Source organism: Paenibacillus macerans, from assembly GCF_050565405.1.
GTDB lineage: Bacteria > Bacillota > Bacilli > Paenibacillales > Paenibacillaceae > Fontibacillus > Fontibacillus macerans_B.
On record NZ_JBNYYG010000001.1, the window covers coordinates 151700 to 178125 of the forward strand.

Consider the following 26426-nt stretch of genomic DNA (forward strand, 5'->3'; position numbering starts at 1 on the left):
CTATCCTTTCACGGCACCGTTCGTCAGACCGCTGACGATATAACGCTGCACAAAAATAAATAACAAAGCGACCGGGAGCATGCTCACCGTGCCGAAGGCCATCGTGTTGTTCCAGGACGTGCTCTGGAAGCCGAGGAAATTGTAAATGCCCGCCGTAATCGGCCGCAGCGATTCTTTGCCGATGAATGTCATGCCGTAGATCAGGTCGCCCCAAGCGAACAGGAACGAGAAGACCATAGCCACCACCACGCCGGGAACGGCGATCGGCAGCATGATGCGCAGAAAGGTCGAAAATGTGCCGCAGCCGTCGATTTTGGCGGATTCCTCCAGTTCTTTGGGCAGCGTGGCGAAATACGTACGCAGGATGACGACCGAAAACGGAATGCCCGCCGTGGCGTTGGCCAGAATCGTGCTCCAATAGTTCGGGCCGATCAGGCCGATGTTTTTGAACAGGACGAACAGCGGCGTGAGCAGTAGGGAGGCCGGCAGCATTTGCGTCACCAGGAACACCAGGATAAAGGCGTGGCGTCCGCGGAACCGGAACCGGGCCACGCCGTAAGCCGCCGGGATCGACAGCAGGGTCGAGACGAGCAAAGCCCCGAGCGCGATAAACAAGCTGTTGCGGAAGCCGTTCCAAATGTCAAAGGAAGACCCCGATAGCTGCTCCGTATACGATTTAAGCTGCCAGGTTTGCGGGAACCAGGTTTGCGGGGAGCGGAAAATTTCCCCTTCCGTTTTGAACGAGGTTACCACCAGCCAGTACAGCGGAAACAGGAAGAGCAGCACCAGGAGGCTGCTGACCAGCGGCAGCAGCCAGCGGGAAGATCGTTTTCGTGATTTGACGGTTGCGGTCATAACGGCTCCTCCTTATTCAACAGCTTCAAGTAAAAGATCCCGACGATCAGGAGCAGCAAGAACATCACGTTGGAGACCGCCGCGCCCTGACTGTATTTAAACTGATCAAACGACATTTTGTAGGCGAACGTGGACATCATTTGCGTCGCGTTGACGGGGCCGCCGTTGGTGATGATCAGCACGATGTCGAACACCTTAAACGTGTAAATAAACCCGAGCACCAGCAAAGACAAGATGGATGGCTTCAGCAGCGGTAAAGTGATTTTGAAAAAACGCTGCGGTGCCGCCGCCCCGTCGATCGCCGCGCTTTCGTAAATGTCTCTTGGGATAGTCGTCAGCCCCGTCGTCAGCAAAATCATGTTAAAAGGGATGCCGATCCACGTATTGGCGAGGATCAAGGTGAACATCGCCGTTCCCGAGGTGACCAGCCATTCGACCGGACTCGGGGCGAGATGCAGGCGCAGCAGGAAATCGTTGACGATGCCGCCCGTGCTGAACATGAATTTGAACATCATGGCGGTGATCGTCGCCGGCAGCAGCCAACTGATCATGACCAGCCCGCGCAGCCGCTGCGAGAAGCGGAATTGCAGGTTGAACAACAGCGCCAGCGCGAGGCCGAACACGAACTGGAGCACCAGGCAGGCCACGGTGAACACCAGCGTATTGATCAGCACCTGCTGCAGGGTGCCTTCTTGAAACAATTCTTTATAGTTGCCAAACCCGACGAACGGCTGGTGCCCTTTAGATAAATTCATGACGTTGACGTCAAACAGGCTCAGTCGGATGTTGTCGATGATCGGATACCCGACGAAGAAGATCATGTATACCAGCGCCGGAAGTACAAACAAGTACCCGGCGAGTCGTCCTTTTGCCCGGCTCATGCGTTTCTCCACTCCTCTAGTAAAAGTGGAGTACCAATTTGAAATCCGAGTACTCCACCGACATGTTTATTTTTCGCTCATCATTTTATCGATCTTGGCCTGCGCCTCATTGGCGGCATCCTCCGGCGAGGTGCTCAGCGTCAGCGTTTTGCTGAGCGCTTCGGAGATGGCGCTGGAGATTTCCGGCCATTTCGGATGCGGGCCGCGCGGCTGGGCGTATTCCATGTTTTCGGCGAATACCTTCAGCTGCGGGTTATCCGTCCAGTACGGATCGTTGGCCACGTCCTTGCGGGCCGGGAAGTAACCGAAGTCTTGGGCGAATTTCTTGCTGACTTCCGGCGTAGCTACGTATTTGACGAATTCCACGGCTTCGTTGACGTTCTTGCCGTCGATGACGCCGAGGTTTTCACCTCCCAGTACGGAAGCGAACTGCTTATCCTTCGGCACGAAGGCGATGCCGAATTTCAGGTCGGGCGCGGTTTTGGTAAGGTCGGGAATTTGCCACGGCCCGTTGATCATCATGCCCAGGTTGCCGGCGGCAAACTGCTTCATGACGTCGGACTGCGTCCAGTTGATGACTTCCTTGCTCATGGAGCCGTCTTTAATCAGATCGGCGAGAATGCCGTACGCTTTGGCGCCGTCGCCGGCCACATGGTCAAAGGTTGCGCCGGAGGACAGCAGCCACGGCAGGAATTGGAACGTGCCTTCTTCGCTTTGCGGCGCGGCGATGCCGAGACCTTTGACGTTGCCTTGGGTCAGCGCTTTGGCGGCCGCTCGCAGCTCATCCCAGGTTTGCGGTGGCTGAACCCCGGCGTCGGCCAGCATTTTTTCGTTATAATACAAGGCCAGGTTGTTGCTGCCGAGCGGAATGCCGTATTGCTTGCCGTCGTATGAGGCCGATTTCCACGGACCTTCATAGTACTGGTCTTTGTCCGGCCAGTCGGCCAGCTTGTCGGTAATGTCCGCGAAGAGCCCCATCGCGGCGTAAGCGGCATGGTCCGGGTTATCGATAATGACGATGTCCGGCAGGTCCGACGCGGTCAACCCGACGGATAGGCGTTTCTTGAAGTCCGCGAACGGGATATAGACCGGATCGACTTCGATGTTCGGATGCACTTTCGTAAAGCCGTCCGTCAGCGATTTAACGATATCGAACTGCGATTTGCCTTCGTAGTAGAACCATAAAGTCAGCTTCTTCTGGGCTTCCGACTGTGTTTGATTGCCCGAAGCATTGGACGAATTCGCGCCGGAATCGTTCCCGGACGTTCCGCCCGCGCCGGCGTCATTATTCGAGCCGCCGCAGGCTGAAAGCGCTAACGAGAGGATCAGCATCAAAGACATAAGCAGTAAACGGGTTTTGGTTCGCTTCACTTGGTTTCCCCCTAAGCAAGTATTGTCGACACCCTTAGTGTAGAAGAGTGAAAACGCTTTTAAAATTCTAAACCTTTAAGAAAGGTGGATTAAGTTAAAGTGAGTTCAAAAAATCGGGCTTTCGGCACCGGAGAGGTACCTCAGTCAGTCCTTGTTTAACATCCTTTGGTACTCCGCCGGGGAAAGCCCGGTCACTTCCTTGAACACCCGCGAAAAATACTTCGGGTCGGGATAACCGGCGAGCTTGGCGATCTCGAACATTTTGAACTCCGTCGTTTGCAACAGCTTTTTGGCGTGGGAAATCCGGATATGCTTGAGGTACGCGGAAAAATGGCTGCCCACCTCCTTGGCGAACATCGCGCTGAGATATTCCGGCGTAATGCGCAGCACGGCTGCGGTTTCCTCCAGGGTGATCCCCTCCCGGAAGCGTTCGTGTACGATTTTGAGTGCTTTTTGCACGATCAGGCTGTAGGACGGTTGCACCTGCCGCTCTCCGATTTCCGCGATATCCCGCAATATCCCCTCTAGCGCGGCCTTCAGCTCGTGGCGCGTATGCGATTCGAGCACCGGCTGCAGCCAGGCCTTCTGGAGCCGGAATACCCATTCGTCCCCGTAGGTTTCGCCGATCATCTGCAGCGCCGAAGTCGCCAGCCGCACCGTACCGTCCAAAATATGCTGCGGTTCGTAACGCCCGGTAAAGCAAAACTCCAGCCATTCGGCAAAATACGGCTCCAGCCGCTCCGGCTCATAGGTGGAAATGGCCTTTTTCACTTTATTCTCCAGCGCGTGGGGGAAAATGAGTTTGGCGGCGGCAAGGGCCGGAGCCGATGCGGGAGTCCGGCGCTCAGCGCCAATGCCAACTCCGGCCTCCGTCCCGACCATTCCCAGCCCGCCGGTGCTCCCGTCCTCCGCGATATGCAGCACTTCCGCCTGTTCGTCTATCGTGACAAACCACTTCCGGGCCGCCGTCAGACGGTCGAAGCCCGCTTTGAGCCACTCGAGCTTCGGCACCTGAACCGTGCTGACGGCGGCGTGAGGGGCGGAATGATGTACGAGCGGCTTCAACTCCCGGTCGATAAACCGCGCGACTTCGGCGTCCGGCTTGCCGGATTGCAGCAGCAGGGCCAGACTGGCCTCCTGCGGAACGGCAAACGCAAAATGGCGGACGTCTTCGGCGCAGGCAAGGCACTCGGTCAGCTTGCTTTTGAGCTGCGGCATCCGTACCAGCTCGTACTGGCCCGCATAAACCGTCGCCAGCCAGTACGCGGCCCCCGGTTTAAACCCGGCGGCCTGCTCCAGCAGCGGCGCCAGCACGGCGGGGTCCGCTTGGCTCAGCGTCACGGCCTGCTGCAAGTAATGCTCCAGCCGCGCCGCCGCGGTCCCTTGCGGCACGCCCGCCATCTGCTGCAGCCGTAGCTCCTGCTCCGCTTTTTCCAGCGTGAGCTTCAGGTCCTCGGCCGTAATCGGCTTCTCCAGGAACTCCAGGACGCCGAGGCCGAGCGCTTTTTTGGCATATTCGTATTGGGAAAAGCCGGTCAAAATCACGGTCTGGTGCCGGTGCCCCCGGCGTTTCAAATCGTCCAGCATGTCGATGCCGCTGAATTCCGGCATTTTAATGTCCGTAATCACCAGATCCGGGCTTGTCGTTTCGATGAGGGCCAGTCCTTTCGCCCCGTCGTCGGCGTCGCCAACGACCTCGTAAGGCGCTCCGAGCCGCCCGATCAGCTTGATAATCCCGTCTCGGGTGTTGTCTTCATCCTCGATCACTACGATTCTCATTGCTGTTCTTCTCCTCTCCAAATGGCGGGCATGATCATTCTGACTTCGGTTCCGGCTCCGACTCGGCTTTGAATCGAGCAGGACGCTTCGTCGCGGTAATACATCCGCAGCCGTTCCAATACGTTGCGGATGCCGATGCCGATCGGATGATCCGGATTTTCCTTGAAAATCTCCGCCAGCTTCGCTTCGTCCATGCCGCAGCCGTTGTCCCGGATGACCCACTCCAGCCGACCTCCGGCGGAGGTGTTATGGGTGGCCGCCGTTCTTCCGTTTTTCGCGAGCTCCGGCAGCAGCCGGATGCCGATCCAGAGCTCGCCGCCCTGTTTGATGCCGGAGAAGCCGTGAATGATGGCATTTTCGATGAACGGCTGCAATATCAGCTTGGGAACCAGGCAGTCCAGCGTGCGATCATCCCGCTCGACGGTGCAGGAGAAGGAGGAACGGAAACGGTGCTGCTGCAGATAGATATACCGGTCCATCCACTGCAGCTCCTCCCGGACGGCCACCCGCTTGTTGCTGTCCTTGATGCTGTACCTTAGAATCTGCGCCAGCCCTTTCAGCATTTGGCTGATCTGGTGCTCTTCTTTTTCAATCGCCAGCCAATTGATCGAATCCAGCGAGTTGTACAGAAAATGGGGGTTGATTTGCGCTTCCAGGGCGCGGATTTCCGCTTCCCTGCGCTTTTCGCCAGTCTCCTTGACCTCGTGCATCAGCTCGTTGATCGTATTCATCATTTTGTTGAAGTTAAATGCGATCGTCGAAATTTCGTCCCGGGAGGGCTCGTCCACATGGACGGTCAGCGTTCCGAGACTGGCGTTGCGCATCGCCTTGACCACTCGGCGGATGGAGCCCGAGAGCCGGTTGGAGAAGTAGAAGATCAGCAGCGCCGCGGCCAGCAGCGCCCCAAAACCTACGGTGAGCGTCAGTCGGCGCATCGCGTACATTTCGCTGAACAGCTTCTTCTGGTCGATCAGGTTGTAGAGGGTCCATCCGCTGTTCGGGTTGACGTAGGTGTTGGTGATGGTGGAACGGGTCAGAAGTTCGCCCACGCGTTGGCCGATGCTGTTTTTTTCCGGCGAAGAAATAATGACTCCCCGGTTGTCCGCCAGGAAATTGCGGTTATCGATCTGCCCGGCCGATCCACCGCCCGGTTCCGCCACGTTGATCGCTTTGGCCAGCACCGACTCGTAAACCGTAATCACCGCCACGCCCATGCTGTCCAGGCTGATCGCATTATAGTTTGTCAGCTTGCGGGCCAAATGGAAGCCGTACTGCTCGCTGGAGTTGATCGAGTCCATTTGTTCCGGAATCGTCATGATGCTGTCGGTCTTGTTCATAACGGCCTCTTTGTATAGCGGAAGCTCCGTGACATTCGGCACCCGCGTCCACAGGTTGTCGTAAGGGGACCCGGTCTGCCGGTCATAGCTGATCAACGTCCCGTTAGCGGCAAAAATCGCAACGCTGCGGATCCCGTTCTTGGCATAGGAGTAGGAGGCGAGCAGGTTGATCAGCTTGCGCTTGCTGAGCTCCACGTTCTCCGTCGGATGATTGATCTCCCCCAGCAGCCGAACGACGTCGTCGTTGGTGATGATCTGATACAGCAAATCCTCATACGCCTGCAGCGAAGTGTCCAAATTCTTCGACGTTTGCACCAGATTTGCTTCCACCAGCACATCCGTCTTCCGCTTCATCGCGTCGCTGGACACATAATAACTGACCATCTGCACCGCCAGCACCGGCAGCAAGCTCACCAGCATGGCCAAAATCAACTTGTTCCGGTAATTAAACCGCCATTTTGTCATAAGCGCGCCTTCCTTGTAGAGGATCAAAAATCACAAACCAAAACTAGAAACAAGACGATGTGCTTATCTCACATTTAAATATGGGAAATGGGATCTGTAAAGCAGAGAAAGGAGCATGAGGGGGATTCGCCACGACGATGAGGGAAGATCGCATAGCTTTGCTTGGACGTGCCCGTCCAAAAAAAAGTTCAAAAACTTTTCAATATTCCTTTACAGGAATATTCCTAGTGATGTATATTGTTATCAACCGGATGAAAACCTTAGCGATGAAGGAGTGAAGGGTATCGAGTAATCAACGCCTAACGAGGTGAGCGGCATGGCAGGAAAGAATAAGCCGGGCATGGACCGGACGATGTTGAACGCTTTGGCCGAACCGAATCGTTTGGATATCGTCGAGCTCCTGCGCGATGGTCCTCTCACCGTGGGTGAAATCGCCGACCGGCTGGGGCTTCGTCAGCCCCAGGCCTCGAAGCATTTGAAGATACTTAGCGATAGCGGAATTTTGGAAGCGAAGGCCGACGGGAACCGACGGATCTACAGGCTCCGGCCCGAGCCTTTTCAAGCGATGGAAGCCTGGGTGAAGTCTTTTCGGCAGGTTATGGAGGACCGATTCGATCAACTGGAAGGTTACTTGCGGGAATTGCAAAACGAAGAACAACCCTAAAATTCGTTCAATGATTAAGGAGGATTTGACAATGTCCAATCAAACGATGGTTCACCGAGTAGAAAATGAAACGGTGCTGGTGCTCGAGCGCGAGTTCAATGCGCCGAAAGAGCTGGTGTTCTCGATGTTTAAAGAGGCGGAGCATCTGAAGCACTGGTGGGGCCCGAGAGGCTGGGAGGTTACGGTGTGCAACGTTGATTTCCGGCCCGGCGGCGTTTGGCACTACTGCATGAAGTGCATGGATCAGAAGCAGGGCGATTTCTACGGGATGGAATCTTGGGGCAAAGCCGTGTATAAGGAAATCGACGAACCGGACAGTTTCGTCTACACCGATTACTTCTCGGATGCCGAGGGGAATGTGGACGATTCGCTGCCGGCAACCGTGGTCACGATGGAATTCATCGATGTGGGCGGCAAAACAAAGCTGGTTAGCCGTGGGGAATATGTATCCGCGGAATCCCTCCAAACCGTTATGGACATGGGCATGCTGCAAGGCATCACGGAAACGTGGGATCGTTTGGAAGAGCGCTTGAACGAAGTGAAATAAGGGAATTCCAAGAACAGCCGCACGGCCTGTGAGCCGGCGGCTGTTTATATTCATGACGGAACGTATAATCTTCCGTCCAATGCCTCATTCCGGGGCGGTTCCTTAACCCTTCTTGTGAGAAAAGGCACGGGAAGACGAGAAATTTAATGCCTATAATGATTAATGTAAGCGAATTTGCTTCGGCAATATTCGTGAATTTTTTCACTTAAATTGTGAAAACAATCACAAATAAGGAGAGGGAACAGGGAGCATGAAACGTTCGAATCACAGGTATGCAAGAACTGGATTTTTGGCAGCACTGATCTTTATTTTGATCATGGGTGTGATCGGATGCAGCGGCAGCAATAAGGAAGCAACGCCTGACGCAGCGGATACCCAAGGGCTTTACACACCGGGGACGTACACGGGGGAAGCGCAGGGCCTACATAGCGTGATTAAAGTAGAAGTAACGGTGGATGCCAACACTATTCAATCGGTTAAGGTGCTGGAGCAGAAGGATACCGAGGGAGTAAGCGATGCCGTATTTGAGACCATTCCGCAGAAGGTAGTGGAGGGGCAAAGCCTTAAGATAGATGTCGTATCGGGGGCATCCGTATCCAGCAACGGCCTGATTGACGCTATTGCTGACGCTTTGGCGAAGGCCGGGGCCGACATCGACGAATTGAAGAACAGAGAACCGTTGAAGGCGGTTGCGAAAGAAGCGATTACGAAGGAGACCGAAGTCGTTGTTGTCGGCGGGGGCGGAGCGGGACTTGCCGCTGCGGTATCGGCCGCTGAGAACGGAGCAAAGGTGATTTTGATCGAAAAATCGCCTGCTCTCGGCGGGAACACGATTCGTTCGGGAGGCGAATTCAATTCCTATGACCCGGTCAGACAGCCCAAAGTGGCCATGACGAAAGCGCTGATCAACGAGTTGAAGGAGATTCTGACCTACGATGAGAAAGAATTCGGCGATTATGCCGATACATTAAAGACGCTCAAGGGTCAGATCAAGGAATACCTCGCCAACGGGGATACGACCAAGCTGTTTGATTCGCCTGAATTGCATATGATTCACACCTATATCGGCGGGAAGCGAACAGACCTTGACGGGAAAGAAATCTCCGGCAAATTTGAACTCGTTAAGACGCTGACGACCAACAGCTACGGAACGATTCAATGGCTGGAGAGCCACGGTGCCAAGTTCGAGGATGGGATCGGTACCGTACTTGGCGCCTTGTGGCCTAGAACCCACCATAATGCCGAACCGCTGGGAACCGGGTATATTAACACGATGGAGAAAAGCGCAAAAGAGCTTGGCGCGGAAATTATGATGAATACGAAGGCCACCAAGCTGATGGTTGAGAACGGCAGAATCGTGGGCGTGACCGCCGAGCAGTCTGACGGCACGCCGGTCACCTTGAAGGCTTCCAAGGGCGTGGTCATGGCCACGGGCGGTTTCGGAGCAAACCCCGAAATGGTCGTTGAATACAACAACTATTGGCCTGATCTGGATGCAAACATCATGACAACCAACACGACGAATGCTACCGGCGACGGTATTGCGATGGGGAAGGAAGTCGGGGCGAATCTGTGGGGCATGGGCTTTATCCAACTGATGCCGAGCGGTCAACCGGGAACGGGGGCTTTGTCCGGCGGCGTATGGGGAAGCGCGGAAACCCAGATTTTCGTGAATAAGGAAGGCAAGCGGTATGTGAACGAATACGCCGAAAGAGACGTTTTGGCTGCCGCCGCCCTGGAGCAGACGGATAAGACCTTCTACATCATCAGCGATATGACCTCGCTGGGCAACCCCGATCTGAACGGGAAGAGTGGTTGGGGCGACAGTTATCAGGATCTGATTGCCAACAAAAATATTTTCAAGGCGGATACCCTGGAGGAACTGGCCGAGCAAATGGGCGTACCGGCCGATACCTTTGTCGCGGAAATGAAGAAATACAACACTTACGTAGAAAATCAGCTTGACCCTGAGTTTGGCAAGAAAAATTTTGGCGCAAAACTCGAAACGCCTCCGTTCTTTGCTACGCCAAGAACCCCCTCCGTGCATCATACGATGGGCGGTCTTGAAATTAACGAAAAGGCCCAGGTGTTGAACACGGAAGGCAAACCGATTGAAGGCTTATTCGCGGCCGGCGAGGTTGCCGGCGGAGTTCATGCGGGCAACCGGCTTGGCGGCAACGCCATCACGGACATTTTCACGTTTGGACGGATTGCCGGAGCCAGCGCGGCCGGCAAATAATCATCGGGTACCAATAAGCAAAGGCTCCTGCTTCTCTCCGCCGTCAAGGCGGTAGGGACGCAGGGGCTTTTGTTTTTTTGGCCTGTAACTAATTCGTTAAGGCAAACGTGACTCCATATAATGGAACCCTTAGGATGGGGAACCGAATAAAAGGAACCAAGGGAAGGTGTACTGCAGTATGGATTATCCGTTCCATAGAGGACAGAGCGGCAGGCCGAAACCAACCGGAACCAGGCGATTATTGCTTGTCCTATTTTACTTGCTATTTGCCGCTTATGCTTTGTTTGCCCTTAAAGTGATTTTGTTTAAGATCATTCCATTTTCGGCGCTATTCCATGCAACCCCGCTGCTTTTATTAAGAAGCGTGAATCTGATTCCTTTTTATACGATTATAGAGTTTTTTACGAGTGAGAACATTGGCATGGAGAGGGCTTTGGTCAATGTAGTAGGGAATATCGCGATTTTTGTGCCCTTGGGGATATTTGTGGCCCATGCAGGAAACGGAAAGTCTTTTCGCATGCAATCGCTGTGGCCGCTGATTATCTCGCTTCTGCTTGAAATCATTCAATATGTCTTGGCTTTGGGCAGCAGCGATATCGATGATATTCTATTGAATTCCCTGGGTGGGATGATAGGGATCGGGATCTATCGATGGTTCCGAAAGAAAACCTCCTCAACAGATCGCCTCCTGACGGCGCTGATTGTCCTCTTCTTGGTTGTTGGTCTTGCCGGGGGCGCTTCCGCCAAGATGATGGGCTATAACAGCATCTTGCCTTTTTCCAAGGGAAGGGTCGAATCTGTCGTTGAGAACAAAGAGGTGTTGGCGGGATGGGATGAAACCAGGGCCGACTTGTTTGGGATTTTGACCGCCGTGGGAACACAAGAATTGACCGTGTATATGAATCCGAAACATAGGCGAACGACGGCGCCAAAAGAAACGGAGGACAAGTAATCGATACCATAGTGAGGGAGAAGCCGCAAGCGATTAAGCGCAACCGAGATGTCATTATGGCTTTTTCCATACAGCAAATGAAGGAATTGTTATCGATTTATGAATTGACCTTCGAATATGAACAAGATGAAGATGGCCGATATGCGGGGTCTATAGAGCAGATTGAAGACATCGTTGCAGATGGTGAGACCCTTGATGAGCTCAGATTGGAGCTAGCTCGTCAATTGATTGAATATGCGATCGATTATGAAAATAACTATTCCCGGTATTACAATACCCCTAACCGTCATAAACATGCCCCTTATGTTTTGCGCGTTCTTTTGGAAGATGATCTCGAATCGGTTGCAGAAATGTGTGTCACGATAAAAACAACGGTCCGTATAATCCTACTCAAGACTGGCGTTATGGTTCTGTCTAGGAGCCGCCTCGTGCTGGTCTTATTTTTTTGCCTGTATTAGCTCCCCCAAATCTATCTTCTATACCTCTCTCAATCCCTGTACATATAACTATAGAGCCCAAATTGCGCAGAAAGAACGTTCTCATTTCGGCGCCGATCCCGTATTCTTAAAGTAACTTTGGAGTGGACAAGGACGGAAAGGAAGGTGACCCGGCTTGGGGAAAAATAAGGTCAATCTGCTGACCAAGCTGCTGATTTCCTATTTGCTCGTGCTGCTGTTTCCGGTGCTGATTATTTTGTTCTACTATTATCCGCAGTCGGCGGCGGCGGTGAAGGCGAAGGAAATGGATTGGAACGCCCATATCACGGAGCAGTTCATGACGTCGATGGATACGTTCACGCGATATGTGTACAACCTGCCGTTCGAGCTCGTGCAAAACCGGGAGTTCCGGCTGTACCAGGCGGAAGAGAGCGATTACCAGCGGGTGTTGATTGCGAATGAGATGAAAAAATACAACGCCACTGACGCTTTCATCTACAACACGTTGCTGTACGTACGGAACATCGGCATGTTATTCTCCAAAACTGGAAGCGCATACAGTTTGGAGGATATGGCCACGCCCGGGATCGGCTTCACCTATGAAGATTGGCAGCCCGCCTACATGAAGGAGACGCTGAACACGCTGGACGCCCCCCTGGTCCGGCCGGTGGAGGAAATCGTCATTCCCGGCAACAATCGGGTGCGGATGCTGACTTTCCTGCAGCCGCTGCCGGTCGGCGGGTCCCATTCCCCCGGCGTGGTGATGATCCTGGTCCGGGAGGATACGATCCTCCGCATGATGCGGTCGGTGTCCGAGACGTATGCCGGGGACTTTTTTATCCTTGACGGGCAGGGGCAGCCGCTGGTCGCTTCGAACGGGTCGTTATACCGGAGTTCGGACGATCTGCCGAAGCTGGTGGAGTGGATGGGGCAGGAAAGCGACGGCGGCCCGGTCTCCGGCATCCATACGATTAACGGTGCGACCTATCTCGTATCCTATGCGGTCTCGGACAAAAACGGCTGGAAGTACGTCAGTCTGCTTCCCTTATCCGATTCGCTGCAGGAGCTGCGCACGATCCAGCTCAATACGGCGCTGCTGGTCGGCCTCATCCTGCTGCTGGAAGTGATCGTGATTTACGTCTCGATCCGCAACAATTACCACCCGATCAAACGGCTGGTGGAGTTTGCGGCCGGCCTGTTCGAGCCGCAGGAGCATAAGCCGATGAATGAGCTCGAGAAGATCCGCTATACGCTCAGCGGTTTGTCCGCGGCCAACAGCCGGCTGGACGAGGAAGTGAAAGGAACGCTGCCCCTCATGCGTGACAATCTGCTGCTGGAGCTGGTGAACGGGTATTTTACCGCCTGGGAGCCTTTCGCCCGGGAGGTGGCGAAGGTGGGAATCGACCTAAGCGGGTCTTGCCTATCGGTGGCCGTCATCTCCTGCGACGCCGAGGCGGAAGCGGCAGATCGGATTTGGGATGCCTGCCGAAGCCTGGAGGAGAGGTTTCCCGAGGGAACGCGAGGATATTTGTTCAAAAGCGTCTACCATCACGAAATGGTGCTGGTCTGCTCCCACGAAGAGAACTTCTCGCTGAAAGTGCATTTGGCCGGGCTGCAGGAGGAGCTTCAGCGGCAGGCGGGCGAAGGCGACGGCGTCGGCGGGAGTAGGACGACCATCGGGATCGGTCGACCGGGAGAAGGACGGAACCCCCAAACCGCGCACGTCTCCTATCTGCAGGCGCTTCGGACGGCGGAGCAGCTGCGGCTTCGCGGCGACGGCTCCATTTTGGGCTTTGACGAGATCGAGGTGTCGCCGTCCGGTACGGTGTCTTATTTCGCCGAGCTGTTGCAGTCTTTGGAGCTGTCCATTCTGAAGAACGAAGCCGCCCAGGTGGAATCCCTGATCGATCGGATCGCCGGGTACTTGGGCCGCGGCGGGCTGCCGCCGCATATGCTGCGCAGCGTGTATCTGAACACGGTCAGCGTGATTTTTAACGGACTGCAGCGTTTCCGGCAGGACGACCAAAGCTTGCTGCGCCTGACCGACGCCGCGTTCCGCCCCCGCTATACGCTGGAGCAAATGGCCGGCATCCTGTGGGAAAGCGGGGCCAAGCTGTGCGAGATGATCCGCGCGACGGTGCCCCAGGGTCGTACGGCCTCGCGGGAGGAACTGCTCGCGGCGCTCGAAGAGAAGGGCATGGATCCGAACTGCTCGCTGCAGCTGATGGCCGACCATTTCGGCATGTCGACGTCCAACTTCAGCCATCATTTTAAGAAAACGATAGGCCAGAACTTCAAGGAAACGCTCGACCAACTGCGGATTCAGCAATCGACGCGGCTGTTGCGGGAAAACGAAGAGACGTTGGAGTCGATCGCCGCCCAGTGTGGTTTCACCAACCCCTCGAGCTTTATCCGCGCCTTCAAAAAGATTGTGGGCACCACCCCCGGCCAATACCGGCAAACCCGCAAGGGTTGAGCGAAAGGGATGATAGCGAGCCGATCTACCGAGCGATTCGTGACCTTAAAGCGTTCCCCTTGACTCCGCTGATTCACCGCTATGGAACAAAGTGTATAAGATAAGAGCTATTTTCTTTATTGCTTTATCCCGTTGAAGAGGGTTCGCATGTTTGCTATAATGGGGGAAATCATCCGTTAGGAGGGCTGGTCTTATGGATATTGAAGGACTGATGTCGTTTCTTGCCGTCGCCCGCGAAAAAAGCATCTCGAAAGCCGCATTATCCCTTCATATGACCCAGCCGGCTCTCAGCAATCGACTGCGCAAAATGGAAGACGGGCTTGGCTTCGCTTTACTGGAACGGAACTGGGATGGCGTCAAGCTGACCAAACAGGGGTATTATTTCCTCCCGTACGCCATCCAGCTCGTGCAGGATTTACGCGACGCCGCCACCGTGCTGTCGTTTGCGCCCGGCGAGCGGATCACCTCCTTTGAAGAAGTCATGAACCGTTCGGACCGGCTTCTCATCGGCATCGACGATTGGCTGTCCCCCCGCTTGATCCATCCGATCATCGCCGCTTTCCGCCGCTTTTTCCCGCAGCTGAATTATCGCTTCATAACGCGCTCGACGCCAACGATCGTCGATCTGGTGTATCATCACGGCCTGCACGTCGGCATTCATTTCCACAATGAGACAAGACCCGGCCTGCAATCCGTTCCGGTCATCCACGACGGCACAATCCTGATTTACCGTCCGGACACCGCGGGAGAAGAAATGCGGCCGGATTTAAGCAATCTCGACCGCATCAAACATCTGCCCTTCCTTCTTTTCGACAATCCCACTCTGGTGGCGCACAAGCACGTCACGTCCCGTATTTTTGAAACGTATCGCATCGATTACCTGCAAGCGGTCGACAATCTGTACACCGCCGCCGCGCTGATTTCCGAGGGGTTGGCTTATACCATGCTGCCCAAGTCGTGCAGTTGGGTGTTCGAGCAATTTGCTCCTGCGCATGTGCGCATCGTCGAGCTTACCGTCTTTGCGCCTATGGAAATTCGCATGTCGTATTCTACGGACCGTCTGTTCGGTGAAGAAATCAAGTTTTTGCGCCGTACGCTGACCGCAGTGGAGTAAGCGCCGGATGCAGCCGGATCAAATCGTCAAATAGCTTTTGACCTCATCCTTGTCCGCGTCCCGCGTGCCGCCGGAGGCGACAATCCGGCCTTTTTCCATCACGAAGTACCGCGATGCGATGCGAAACGCAAATTCCAGGTTTTGCTCGACGATAAAAATCGATATGCCCTTGTCTTCATTAACCCGGTTTAAAATTTCCGAAATTTCGTGTACGACGTTCGGCTGAATGCCTTCTGACGGCTCGTCGAGCAGCAGAATGACCGGCCGGGACATCAACGCGCGCCCGATCGCCAGCTGCTGCTGCTGGCCGCCGGACAAAACGCCGCCCTTGCGCTTCAAATGCTCGCGCAGCGCCGGAAAATAAGTCAGCACTTCCTCCATCAGCGCTTCCGTGTCTTTGGGATGATGAGCCAGCGCCCCCAGCTCCAAATTTTCTCGGACGGTCAACATCGGGATGATCTCCCGGCCCTGCGGAACGTACGCGATCCCTTCATGGGATCGCCGATACGTCTTCACGCCGGAAATCTCCTTGCCGTCCAGACGGATGCTCCCCGTTCTAGCGGGAAGCAGCCCGATCAGGCTTTTGAGCAGCGTCGTTTTGCCGACGCCGTTGCGCCCGAGCAGGCAAACCTTGTCCCGGCGCTGCACGTCCAGGGAAACCCCCTGCACGATTTTCGTCTTCCCGTACGACACCGACAAATCCGCTACGTTAAGCATGGGCCTCCCCCTTTAAATAAACCTCTTGGACCCGTTCGTCATTTTCGATCTCCTCCAGCGTCCCTTCCGCCAGCCACTTTCCCTGATGCAGCACCGTAACCACGCGGGCAATCTGCCGCACGAACGCCATGTCGTGCTCGATGACCAGTATCGACCGGCCCTGAAACAAGGTTTCGATCAGTTCGCCGGTCTTGTACGTTTCGTCCGCGGTCATGCCGGTCGTCGGTTCGTCAAGCACGATCAGCTGCGGGTCCTGTGCTAGCAGCATCCCCATCTCCAGCCACTGTTTTTCGCCGTGGGACAAATTGACGGCTAAGCCGTCCGCTTTGGGCCGCAAATTCACTTTGCCCAGGATGTCGTCGATCCGCTCGCGAATCTCTTTTGTTTTTTTGAAAAACAGCGCTTTAAACACCGGATGGTACCCTTGAATGGCGACTTCGATATTTTCCGTTACGGTCATGTTGTCGAACAAATGCGGGCCCTGGAACTTCCGGCCGACGCCCAGCTGGGCGATTCTGTGCGTATCCATGCCAGTGATGTCGGTTCCCCGAAAAACGATACGGCCCGCCGTCGGTTTGGTTTTGCCCGTAATCAGATCCATAAAGGTCGTTTTGCCGGCTCCGTTCGGACCCAAAATAACCCGAACTTCGCCCTCCCGCAGGGAAAAATGCAAATCGGAGATTGCCTTAAACCCGTTGAAATCGACGGACAAACTGGTCGTTTCCAAAATGTTCATTTGCATCACTCCCTAATCGTGGTTTGGTATGCCTTGCGCCTTCGTTTCCCGGATTTTCGTTCCTCCGGGCTTAAACCAGCGGCCTGCGGCGTACTTTATTGTGCCGTAAATGCCGTTCGGGAAAAACAGTACGACGAGAATAATGACCAGGCCGAGGAATAGCTGCCACTGCCCGGGATATTGTTCCGACAGCTTGTTGGACAAGATGTTGATCAGCAGCGTGCCTACGGCGGCGCCAACGATCGTGCCGCGGCCGCCGATCGCCAGCCATACGATAATCATGGTGGACATGTTCAGGCCGACATCCTGCGGAGAGAAAAAGCCAACCATCGGGACGTAAAGCATGCCGGCCAAACCGGACAGGAAGCCGGATACGATGAAGATAAAAATTTTATAATTCGCCACGTTGTAGCTGAAGAAGGAGATGCGCCCCTCATTCTCCCGGATCGATTTGATTATTTTTCCGAAGTGGGAGCGGGTCAGCCAGCGGCTGAACAAATAAACCAGCACGGTAACCATCAACACCAGATAATAGTACGGAATAAGATCCATTGGCTCCCCGTGGATCGGGAACCGCGGCAGTCCCATCAGACCGTTGAAGCCGCCGGTAAATTTCTGATTGTTGATGGCCATCATTTCCATCAGTTTGGCCAACGCCAGCGTGATCAGCGAAAAGTAAACACCGCTCACTTTGCTCTTGAAGATAAAATATCCTACGATGCCGGCGACGGCGGCCGGAAGCAGCACCCCGATGCCGAGCGCGGCTGGAATGCTCTGCAGCGGCTTGAGAAAGGCCGGGATTTCCTGGATATCGAACCGCGACATAAAGCCGGGGACCCCGTCCTGGATCGAATACGACAAGGCGAGCACATAACCACCCATCCCGAAGAATACGGCATGGCCAAGGCTCAGCAGTCCGGCGTATCCCCATACGAGATCCAGGGCGATAGCGAAAATGACAAAGACGACGAATTTACCCATTAATTCCACGCCAAACGCCGACGAGAACATCGGGGTAAACGCCAAGTAAAGGAGCAGCAAGGAGCTTACCGCGTGTTCCGACACCCATTTCTTCATCCTGTTCACCTGCTTTCCATTTTGATAAGGCCTTCCGGTTTAAACCGGATCAACACGATCACGATCAGGAACACTATGATTTTCGCCCCGGTTTCGCCGCCGAAATACGTCAGCAGCTGGCTGGCTTCGCCCATGATCGCCGAACCGGCGATCGTCCCCGGCAACGAACCGACGCCGCCCAGCACGATCGTCATAAAGGAGTCGATCATGTAATCCACGCCCATCGTCGGAGCCACGTTTCTCAGCGGCGACAGCACCGCGCCCGCCGTGCCGGTCAGACCAGCGCCCCAGGCGAAGGTGAGCAGGTCGATCCGCGTCGTGTTGATCCCCAGGCATTCGCTCATTTTCCGGTTTTGCGATACGGTCCGCACGAGCATGCCGAATTTGGTTTTGTACAGGATCAGCGCAGTAACGGCCAGTAGCGCCAAGGCAAACGCGATCATAAACAAGCGCAGGTACGGAATGACGATCTCCCCTATGGCCAGCGTGCCGGAGATCGGACTTTCGATCGGCTTGTTCGTCGCGCCAAAGATCAGCCTGACAATCTGCTGCAGCAAGATGGAGATGCCGAACGTGGCGAGCAGCGTTTCCATCGGCCTTCCGTACAACCTGCGAATCACCAGCCATTCCATCAGCGCTCCGATCAACGCCGTCACGGCAAAAGCGCATACGACCGACACCGCAAACGGCAGATGCCACTGGCTGGTTACCACGTACGTGGTATACGCCCCGACCATGATCAATTCGCCGTGAGCCAGGTTGATGATCTTCATAACGCCGAACGTGATCGCGAGACCCAGCGTCATTAACAGCAGCGTTCCGGCCACGCTGACGCCGTCAACGATTTGTTGTGCGATGTTCATAGCTTTCCTCCTTAGTAAGGAAGAGGGGAGAGTTCTCCCCTTGCTTCCGTCTGGCGTGATGATCAGGCCGCCAAACTTGGCGGCCACGAATGATTGGGTTGCTTATTTGTCCCAAGGTTCTTCCTGGTCCGGGAAAATCAGCTTGGACCACGGTTCGGGGCTGACCGGATCGAAGGTCTTGACGATGTCGAATTGCCCTTGTTCGTTGGCCACCCCGATGAACGCGTTCAGCTTCGTATGGTGGTTTTTCTCGTCCATCTGGATTTTGCCTTGCGGCGCTTGGAATTCCAATCCCGCGAAATTCGCGATGAGCTGCTTCGTATCGGTGAGATCTTCCGTTTTGGCGAGCGCCTCCTTCAGCAGATAAACCGAATAATAAGCCGCTTCCATTTGCGTATTCACCGGCGCGTTGCCGTATTTTTTCTGATAGTTCGTGATGAAGTCCTTGTTCTCGGGCGTGTCGACGGATTGAAAATATGGCTGCACGGTGATATGGCCTTTGGCCGGCTCTCCTCCCATCGCCGCCAAATCGGTTTCCGTCGGCGTGGTGCTGGCGATCAGGATGTCTTCGGAAGTCAATCCGTAGTTCGCGAATTGTTTATAGAAAGCCGACACGCTTTCGGCGACCAGCGTCGAGAACACGATGTCCGGTTTCGCTTCTTTGATCTTGTTGATGACCGAAGCGAATTCGGCTTGCCCCATCGGTACATATTCCTCGCCGACCATCGTGCCGCCATTCATTTCAAGCAGCGCTTTGACCTGCTTGTTCGTTTCTACGGGGAACACGTAGTCCGAACCGATGAGAAAAAATTTCTTCCCTTTGTTCTCCGTCAGCCACGGAATAAACATTTGCAGACCCTGGTTCGGGACGGGCCCGGTATATATGATGTTGTCCGAATATTCCTCGCCTTCGTATTGCATCGGATAAACCAGCAGTCCGTCGTTTTGTTCGACGATTGGCAGTACGGCTTGCCGGCTCGCCGATGTATAGGCGCCTATGATGGCCGCCACATCGTCTTCCATCAGCAGCTTTTTCGCTTTCGTGGCTGCCATGGACGGGTCGGAGGCATAATCTTCTTGAATCGGCACCAGCTGTTTCCCGTTGACGCCGCCATCGGCGTTGATTTCGTCGATCGCCATCAGCGTCGCATTCGCCATGCCTTGTTCGCCCAACGCCGTTTGGCCGCTCGTGGAGAACAACACGCCTACTTTTATTCCGTCTTCGCCGCCGGCACCGGCGTCACCGTTCGAGCTGCCGCAAGCCGTCAGCGCAAGCGCCAATACCAGCCCCGCCGCCAAAGTGGAAATCCAGCTTCTTTTTCTCATCATGCATCCCCTACCCCTTTTCAAATAGATATATTTTTTCTCAAGACATCGCCCGCACGAATCTCTCCTATTTCGTGTAATGTTTTATAACATTTACAGATGCCTTTTCTACCGAGAACTATAGCACAGAATCGAGAGGCGGAAGATATATCAACTTTTTATACCCTCCCTGCGGCGGTCGTTCCGGCGGGACCGACGTGTCTTAATAAGACGATAATCCCTTAAAAATAAAGGATTGTTGATATTTTTTCACGCTTTTGTTACGGCAGTATATAAAGGAACCAACAAGAAAATCATGTGATGTCAGGTTGGTGTAACCTATATCGTTTTGTTATATCTCAAAGCTCTTTTTATCTGCTAAAATGGCAATCAATATCCCGATTCGACCACAAATGTAAGATTAACTAACATATTAGTGGCGGGATAAATCGTGGAGGAGGAATGGGAATGGAACAATATGTCCGTACGATGCTGATGTCGAATGAAATTGCGCTGCCCGAGCAGGACTACGCTATTTTGGCAGAAAGGATGGCCGATTTTGTCCGGCTGCGGGAAGAAGCGGAGAGAGAGTGGCTGGACATTCAGAACATGCAGTTATTTCTTATTCCGGTAGGAGGGGAACGCCATGAGTGAAACGCTAACCGGCCAATCCGTTTCGGAACTGGCGCCGCTAATCGAGCAAAAAAAGCTTTCCCCCATCGAATTGACGAAAGCGCTGCTTGACCGCGTTGAGCAGTTGAATCCCACTGTAAATGCCTATATTCATATTGATGAGGAATCGGCCATGCAGGCCGCCAAGCGGGCCGAAGCCGACATTGCGGGCGGCGGATACCGTGGGCCTCTGCACGGGATTCCACTGGCGCTCAAGGATATTTTCTTCATGGAGGACAAAGTGTCGACCATGGGCTCGAAAATCCATAAGGATTTTGTCGGGGGATACGATGCTACCGTCATCACCAAGCTGAAAAATGCGGGAGCGGTGCTGACGGGCACGCTTAACATGCATGAATACGCCTGGGGCGGCACCACCAACAACGACCATTTCGGCGCCTGCCGCAATCCCTGGGATCTGGAGCGGATTCCCGGCGGCTCCAGCGGCGGTTCGGGCGCGGCGGTCGCCGCCGACATGGCTTTCGCTTCCTTGGGCACCGACACCGCGGGCTCCGTCCGCATCCCCGCGTCGATCTGCGGCATCGTCGGCCTGAAGCCTACGCACGGACGCGTTAGCAAACATGGCTGCTTCCCGCTGTCCTGGTCGCTGGACCATATCGGCCCGATGACCAAAACCGTGTCTGACGCCGCCATTTTGCTGCAAGCCATCGCCGGTTACGATGCGGAAGATCCGACGACGTTGAAGGCGCCCGTGCCGCAATACACCGAATTTTTGACGGAAGACATCCGCGGGCTCGTCATCGGAGTCGAAGAAGATTATTTCTTCCACAACGTCGATCCGGACGTCGCGGCGGCGATCCGACAGGGCATTGAAACGCTGCGGGCGCTGGGCGCGGTCATCAAGCCGGTATCGATCCCGTCGCTGAAGCATACGCTGTTTGCCGAATACGCCACCGTTTTGGGCGAGTCGGGGGCCATCCATCATCACAGCATGAAAACCCGGCCGCTGGATTTCGGCGAAAACGTACGCCATTCGCTGGGGTACGCCCATTTGCCGTCAGCCGTCGATTTTGTGATGGCCCAGCAAATCCGCCGCAAACTGGCCCTGGAGTTCGAGAGCGCGTATACGCAATGCGATGTGATCGTCGCGCCGACGCTGCCGATCGCGGCCAGCAAAATCGGCGAAAGCTTCGAGGACTTGAACGGCGCGAAGGCCAATATCGACGTCGAACTCATCCGTTTTACGCCGCCGGCCAACCTGACGGGCATGCCGAGTTTGTCCGTGCCGTGCGGATTCAAGGGCGGGCTGCCGGTCGGTATGCAAATTATGGGTAAGCCTTTCGATGAAGGGACCTTGTTGAAAGTGGGCTACGCCTTTGAAAAAGCCACCAACTTCCCGGCAAAGAAACCGGCGCTGACGGTGGCCTAAACCGCTCTGCCAACCGCGCTGGCTGTCGGTCCACCGGCCGCGAGCGTGCAGCAAACCGGCAAGCACACCGGAATCATCGCAAAAAAACAGGCCGTTCAAGAATTTTATCTTGAACGGCCTGTCGGCTGTGGTCAGACTATCTGTCCCCCCCGGAATACCTATAACCGTAATCCACTACGTTTATGGTGACGTTCGCTTTTAATCGTCCGGTTTCTGACGGACGTAGCCGTCACTTCCACCGTGCCGGTCCCGTCAACGATTCGCAGTATGTTGTCGCCTCCGATCGTCGGCAGCACGTCCCCGGTCAGAGGCCGGACGGACCACGTAACGTCATGATTTGCATCGCTCGGCATGACGTCGGCATACATTTGCAGCGTTTGGTCATAGGTGATCGTATCGACGCCGTCCTCGCTGAACACATGCATGCCGGTTACGTAAGAATCGTTGCAGCGTACTTTTTCATGGCTGCTCCTTCTTTATACATAGAGAAATCTTCCTTTACGTTCTCGGGTTATGGTCTGCATAACTATAATTACGAGAAAGGAACTTGAAGAGCTTCCCTTTTTTATGCTCATAAACTCAGTTAGATCAAGGCTTTCTAATTATGGAATCGACTTTATTCGCATCATTTTTTCTTGGACTAGCGGAATATCGCCGTTTTTTGAAGATCCACATAATTTGAACCCGTTCCGGAAAGCCCGATACGTCAACCCTACAGCAGCCCCTTCTGATGAAGCGCCTTCAAAAAATGAAGACCGCTCCAAAACCGCCCGTTTACGCGGCTTGGCATCGCCCGTTAAAGTCTAAGGTGTCTGGTTGGCCAGGCAAACATTCCATACTATGGGGGGAAAGAAATGCGGAAAAAGGTAACCGTTTTCATGTCGTCCGTATTGGTGATGGCCCTGCTGTTGGCGGGGTGCGGCTCGGGGGGAGGCAACAACCCGAATTCGTCCGAAGGCGCGCAAAATACGCCCGGGACCGGGAACGCGACCTCGGGGGAGAAGGTGAAGCTGACCGCCATCATGACGAAGCATCCGCTGACCAAGCCGCTGGCCGAAATGGAGTGGCTGCAGCAGGTGGAGGACGCCGCCGGCGTGGACATCGAATGGCAGGAGATCACCGCCGACTGGGGGCAGAAGAAAGGCACGATGCTGGCCGGCGGGGATATCCCGGATTTGTTCATCGGGCCGAACGTGATCACGGATGCGGATTTCGCCCAGTTCCAGGGGCTGTTCCAGGACCTGTCGACGATGCTGGACCAGGCGCCGAACGTGCAGGCCATGTTTAACGCCAAGCCGGAAACCAAGAGGATCGTCACCCAGCCCGATGGCAAAATGTACGGGCTGCCGAAATACCAGCGGTTTTGGCCGGCGGCTTCCACCCGGCAATACATCAACCAACAATGGCTGGATGAGCTGGGGCTCCAAATGCCGACGAATTGGGATGAGCTGTACGACGTACTCGTGGCGTTCAAAGAGAAGGACGCGAACGGCAACGGCGATCCGAACGACGAAATCCCGATGGATTGGCCGGGCGGCATCGGCGGCTACTTCAACCCGGCGGTACTCCTCGGCAGCACCGGCATGACTTTGTCCGACGGGAACGCGGAAGGGTATTTCGTCGAGGACGGCCAGGTGAAGAATTACCTCATCGACGAGCGCTACAAACAGATGGTCGCTTTCCTGAGCAAACTGTATAAAGCCGGCCTCATCAACCCGGAGGTGTTCACCCACGATTACACCAAATACCAATCGACCGCCCGCGGCGAAGGGGACACGGCCAAGGTCGGCTTCACCTGGGGCTGGGTGGCGTCGGACCGGTTCGGCGAGCAGCTTGCCCCGCAGTATACGTCCATGTCCCCGCTGAAAGTCTCCTCCACGGACAGCATCAAGCCGTCCTGGATGTTTGATTATTACAACCTGAACTACGGCGTGAACCATATCGTCATGTCGGCCAAGAGCAAGAACAAAGAAGCCGCCATGCGCTTCATCAACGAGCTGTACGACCCGAAGGTCGGGATACAGGTGCTGTTCGGCTCGATCGGCCCGAATATCCAGGACAACGGGGATGGCACGTACAGCGTGCTGCCGCCGGCCGATGCCAAGATGGACCCGGGCACGTGGAAATGGACGTCGACCATGGCGGACAACGGCGCTTTTTATATCTCGGACGACTTGAAGCTGACGCTTGGCAAAGACATGCAGGAGGTGCTGAGGCAATCGGAACCGCTCGAAGAAGCGCTGAAAGTGGACCTGGAAAATGATATCTTCCCGGCGATGTTCATTAAATACTCTACCATGGATAATAACGCGCTGAGCCTGAACAATACGAACATCATGAACCTGGCCAACGCCAGCTTCGCCAAATGGGTGACGAAAGGCGGCATCGAGGCGGAATGGGACGCCTACGTGAAGGAGGCGCAGAAGGCCGGGCTTACGCAGAACCTGGAGATCATGCAGAAATATTACGAGGAATACAAGAGCAAGCCATAAGGGGGCGGATTTAGCATGCAGGTTCGCAAAGGACTACAGGCCATCGTACGTGACTATCAATTGTGGATCATGATCCTGCCGGCGATCGCCGTCATCCTGATTTTCAACTATATTCCGATGTACGGGATCCAGCTCGCTTTTCGCGACTATGATTTCAGCAAAGGGCTGACCGGGGGCGAGTGGCGGGGGCTGGCGTATTTTCAGCAATTTATCGACAGCTACCTGTTCACCGACCTGATGCGGAACACGTTCCTGATCAGCCTGGCGAGCATCGTGCTCGGCTTTCCGGCCCCGATCGCGCTGGCGCTCATTCTGAACCAGATCCGGCGCAAAAAAATGAAGCAGCTCATGCAAACGACGGTGTACCTGCCCCATTTTATCTCGGTGATCGTGCTGGTCGGCATGCTGAATGTACTGCTGTCCCCGGAAACCGGGGTGGTCGGTTATATGCTCAAAGCGCTGGGGCTCGGCCACATCAATTTGCTGGCCTCCACTGAGGCCTTCATTCCGGTATACGTGCTCTCCGATATTTGGCAGCACTGCGGCTGGAACAGCATCATCTATCTGGCCGCCTTGTCCACGGTCGATCCCCAGCTCTACGACGCGGCCAAAATCGACGGCGCTACCCGGTGGCAGACGATCCGTTATGTCGATCTGCCGGCGCTCGTACCGACGATTATCATTTTGTTCATTCTCAGCATGGGGAACATCCTCAGCACCGGCTTCGAGAAAATCTTCCTGATGCAAAACGCGCTCAATCTTCCGGTCTCCGAGGTCATCGCCACCTACGTGTACAAGATCGGGATCGTGTCCAACCAGTTCAGCCTGGCTTCGGCCATCGGCTTGTTTAACACGCTGATCAACTTCGTGTTCTTGTTCGCCATGAACGCGATTTCGAAACGGGCCTCCCAAAACAGCCTGTTCTAAAAAAATCGGCAAGGAAAGGAGGAGTCGACACACATGGGCCAAATCGAAACGCGGATCAAGGGCGGCAAGGAGCCCGCGTTTAAGGCTGCCGGAGCGCGGCCGGGCGGCGGGGAACTGGTCTTTAAATTAGTGCTGGGACTGGTGTGCACGGTCATTTTTCTGCTGATCGCCTACCCGCTGTATTTCATCGTGATCGCTTCGTTCAGCGATTCGACGCTCGTTTCGACGGGCAAGGTGCTGTTCCTTCCGAAAAACGTCAGCTTGTTCGGGTACCGGGAGATCTTCCAGGACGCGCGAATTTGGACGGGGTACCGCAACACGCTGTTCTACACGCTGTTCGGTACGCTGGTCAACCTGTTGTTCACGCTGCCGGCCGCTTACGTGCTGTCCCGGCGGGAATTCCGGGCGAGACGGGTGATCATCTTCCTGTTCGTGGTGACGATGTTTTTTAACGGTGGACTGATTCCGACTTATATCTTGATGAAAGACCTGCATTTGACCAACACGGTCTGGGTGTTCATCGTGCCGTTTTGCGTGAACGTGTTCTATTTGATCATCGCGCGGACGTTCTTCGAAACCTCGCTGCCGCAGGAGCTGCACGAGGCGGCGGTGATGGACGGATGCTCGCACTTCACCTTTTACGTGAAGGTGGCGCTGCCGCTGTCGAAGGCGCTGGTGTCCGTGATCGGCCTCTATTATTTGGTCGGGCATTGGAACGACTTTTTCACCGCGCTGATCTATATCCGGGACAACGACCTCCAGCCGCTGCAAATGGTGCTGCGGGACATCCTGCTGTCCAACCAGGTGTTCGCGAACGGGGCGGGCACGGGCGGCGACGCGGGCGGGTACGCGCAAAGGTATGCCGACCAGATCAAATACGGCGTGATTATCGTGTCCACGCTGCCGATCCTGGTGATTTATCCGTTCATCCAGAAATACTTCGAGAAAGGCGTGATGATCGGGTCGATCAAGGGGTAAGGCAATCGAAAAGGACTTCCCTGGTTTTTTTGGGGAAGTCCTTTTTGCACTGCCTTCCAACCTTTAAATAATGCAACCACCTTCGGAATGTTGTATGGACGGTTCGCGGCAAGCGGGGCTATGATCAAAGAACAACAAGCCCGGGAGCAGCG

The 26426-nt window shown here is 55.0% G+C and carries 23 protein-coding genes; 12 read left to right on the forward strand and 11 right to left on the reverse strand.

What is annotated here, in order from left to right:
• The 5 genes from ACQ4N8_RS00640 to ACQ4N8_RS00660 form a co-directional block, all read right to left on the reverse strand.
• A complete protein-coding gene (locus ACQ4N8_RS00640) occupies positions 1 to 855 on the reverse strand; it encodes a carbohydrate ABC transporter permease (protein WP_430702374.1) in 855 nt (284 codons plus the stop codon).
• A complete protein-coding gene (locus ACQ4N8_RS00645; RefSeq protein WP_430702375.1) occupies positions 852 to 1736 on the reverse strand; it encodes a carbohydrate ABC transporter permease in 885 nt (294 codons plus the stop codon). The genes ACQ4N8_RS00640 and ACQ4N8_RS00645 overlap by 4 nt, the downstream gene beginning before the upstream one ends.
• A gap of 66 nt (positions 1737 to 1802) precedes the next feature.
• Positions 1803 to 3107 (reverse strand): ABC transporter substrate-binding protein, encoded by a 1305-nt coding sequence (locus ACQ4N8_RS00650; protein ID WP_430702376.1) that lies wholly within the window; start codon positions 3105 to 3107, stop codon positions 1803 to 1805.
• 144 nt (positions 3108 to 3251) lie between these two features.
• Complete coding sequence (locus ACQ4N8_RS00655) at positions 3252 to 4886, reverse strand: response regulator transcription factor (RefSeq protein ID WP_430702377.1); 1635 nt, start codon at positions 4884 to 4886, stop codon at positions 3252 to 3254.
• Positions 4883 to 6688 carry a cache domain-containing sensor histidine kinase gene (locus ACQ4N8_RS00660; protein ID WP_430702378.1) on the reverse strand — a complete coding sequence of 602 codons (1806 nt, stop codon included), beginning with the start codon at positions 6686 to 6688 and terminating at the stop codon, positions 4883 to 4885. Before ACQ4N8_RS00660 ends, ACQ4N8_RS00655 begins: the two co-directional genes overlap by 4 nt.
• A 316-nt stretch (positions 6689 to 7004) precedes the next feature.
• On the opposite strand from ACQ4N8_RS00660, the gene ACQ4N8_RS00665 reads away from it, so the two are divergent.
• The 7 genes from ACQ4N8_RS00665 to ACQ4N8_RS00695 all read left to right on the forward strand — a co-directional run bounded on the left by ACQ4N8_RS00665 (position 7005) and on the right by ACQ4N8_RS00695 (position 15117).
• The gene (locus ACQ4N8_RS00665) at positions 7005 to 7352 is read left to right on the forward strand and encodes an ArsR/SmtB family transcription factor (protein WP_430702379.1); all 348 of its coding nucleotides are present in this window, start codon (positions 7005 to 7007) and stop codon (positions 7350 to 7352) included.
• Between the two features lie 31 nt (positions 7353 to 7383).
• Positions 7384 to 7899, forward strand: coding sequence for an SRPBCC domain-containing protein (locus tag ACQ4N8_RS00670; protein WP_430702380.1), 516 nt, complete (start codon positions 7384 to 7386; stop codon positions 7897 to 7899).
• Positions 7900 to 8188: 289 nt separating this feature from the next.
• Positions 8189 to 10138 carry a flavocytochrome c gene (locus tag ACQ4N8_RS00675; RefSeq protein ID WP_430702381.1) on the forward strand — a complete coding sequence of 650 codons (1950 nt, stop codon included), beginning with the start codon at positions 8189 to 8191 and terminating at the stop codon, positions 10136 to 10138.
• 178 nt (positions 10139 to 10316) lie between these two features.
• Positions 10317 to 11090 carry a VanZ family protein gene (locus tag ACQ4N8_RS00680; protein ID WP_430702382.1) on the forward strand — a complete coding sequence of 258 codons (774 nt, stop codon included), beginning with the start codon at positions 10317 to 10319 and terminating at the stop codon, positions 11088 to 11090.
• 11 nt (positions 11091 to 11101) lie between these two features.
• A complete protein-coding gene (locus ACQ4N8_RS00685; protein WP_430702383.1) occupies positions 11102 to 11548 on the forward strand; it encodes a hypothetical protein in 447 nt (148 codons plus the stop codon).
• A gap of 154 nt (positions 11549 to 11702) precedes the next feature.
• The gene (locus tag ACQ4N8_RS00690) at positions 11703 to 14003 is read left to right on the forward strand and encodes a helix-turn-helix domain-containing protein (RefSeq protein WP_430702384.1); all 2301 of its coding nucleotides are present in this window, start codon (positions 11703 to 11705) and stop codon (positions 14001 to 14003) included.
• 193 nt (positions 14004 to 14196) lie between these two features.
• Entirely contained in the window at positions 14197 to 15117 is a 921-nt protein-coding gene (locus ACQ4N8_RS00695) for a LysR family transcriptional regulator (RefSeq protein ID WP_430702385.1), read from the forward strand.
• A gap of 18 nt (positions 15118 to 15135) precedes the next feature.
• Here the strand turns inward: ACQ4N8_RS00695 and urtE are convergent, their stop codons facing one another.
• From urtE to ACQ4N8_RS00720, 5 genes are all read right to left on the reverse strand, one after another.
• The gene (gene urtE, locus ACQ4N8_RS00700; RefSeq protein WP_430702386.1) at positions 15136 to 15834 is read right to left on the reverse strand and encodes an urea ABC transporter ATP-binding subunit UrtE; all 699 of its coding nucleotides are present in this window, start codon (positions 15832 to 15834) and stop codon (positions 15136 to 15138) included.
• The gene (urtD, locus tag ACQ4N8_RS00705) at positions 15827 to 16570 is read right to left on the reverse strand and encodes an urea ABC transporter ATP-binding protein UrtD (RefSeq protein WP_430702387.1); all 744 of its coding nucleotides are present in this window, start codon (positions 16568 to 16570) and stop codon (positions 15827 to 15829) included. The genes urtE and urtD overlap by 8 nt, the downstream gene beginning before the upstream one ends.
• A 12-nt stretch (positions 16571 to 16582) precedes the next feature.
• Positions 16583 to 17647, reverse strand: coding sequence for an urea ABC transporter permease subunit UrtC (urtC, locus tag ACQ4N8_RS00710; protein ID WP_430702388.1), 1065 nt, complete (start codon positions 17645 to 17647; stop codon positions 16583 to 16585).
• A gap of 5 nt (positions 17648 to 17652) precedes the next feature.
• The gene (urtB, locus tag ACQ4N8_RS00715) at positions 17653 to 18510 is read right to left on the reverse strand and encodes an urea ABC transporter permease subunit UrtB (protein WP_430702389.1); all 858 of its coding nucleotides are present in this window, start codon (positions 18508 to 18510) and stop codon (positions 17653 to 17655) included.
• Between the two features lie 102 nt (positions 18511 to 18612).
• Positions 18613 to 19839 carry a transporter substrate-binding domain-containing protein gene (locus tag ACQ4N8_RS00720; protein WP_430702390.1) on the reverse strand — a complete coding sequence of 409 codons (1227 nt, stop codon included), beginning with the start codon at positions 19837 to 19839 and terminating at the stop codon, positions 18613 to 18615.
• Positions 19840 to 20283: 444 nt separating this feature from the next.
• On the opposite strand from ACQ4N8_RS00720, the gene ACQ4N8_RS00725 reads away from it, so the two are divergent.
• Positions 20284 to 20469, forward strand: coding sequence for a hypothetical protein (locus tag ACQ4N8_RS00725; protein ID WP_430702391.1), 186 nt, complete (start codon positions 20284 to 20286; stop codon positions 20467 to 20469).
• Positions 20462 to 21877, forward strand: a complete 1416-nt coding sequence (locus ACQ4N8_RS00730) for an amidase (protein ID WP_430702392.1) — start codon at positions 20462 to 20464, stop codon at positions 21875 to 21877. The genes ACQ4N8_RS00725 and ACQ4N8_RS00730 overlap by 8 nt, the downstream gene beginning before the upstream one ends.
• Positions 21878 to 22035: 158 nt before the next feature.
• On the opposite strand, the gene ACQ4N8_RS00735 is transcribed toward ACQ4N8_RS00730, so the two are convergent.
• The gene (locus tag ACQ4N8_RS00735; protein WP_430702393.1) at positions 22036 to 22302 is read right to left on the reverse strand and encodes a hypothetical protein; all 267 of its coding nucleotides are present in this window, start codon (positions 22300 to 22302) and stop codon (positions 22036 to 22038) included.
• A 429-nt stretch (positions 22303 to 22731) separates the two neighbouring features.
• Between ACQ4N8_RS00735 and ACQ4N8_RS00740 the strand changes: the two genes are divergently transcribed.
• The 3 genes from ACQ4N8_RS00740 to ACQ4N8_RS00750 are packed head-to-tail and all read left to right on the forward strand — an operon-like array spanning position 22732 to position 26274.
• Entirely contained in the window at positions 22732 to 24369 is a 1638-nt protein-coding gene (locus ACQ4N8_RS00740; RefSeq protein ID WP_430702394.1) for an ABC transporter substrate-binding protein, read from the forward strand.
• A 15-nt stretch (positions 24370 to 24384) separates the two neighbouring features.
• Positions 24385 to 25296, forward strand: a complete 912-nt coding sequence (locus ACQ4N8_RS00745) for an ABC transporter permease (protein WP_430702395.1) — start codon at positions 24385 to 24387, stop codon at positions 25294 to 25296.
• A gap of 33 nt (positions 25297 to 25329) precedes the next feature.
• On the forward strand, positions 25330 to 26274 hold the full coding sequence (locus ACQ4N8_RS00750) for a carbohydrate ABC transporter permease (RefSeq protein WP_430702396.1): 945 nt from the start codon (positions 25330 to 25332) through the stop codon (positions 26272 to 26274).
• The last annotated feature ends 152 nt before the right edge of the window (positions 26275 to 26426 follow it).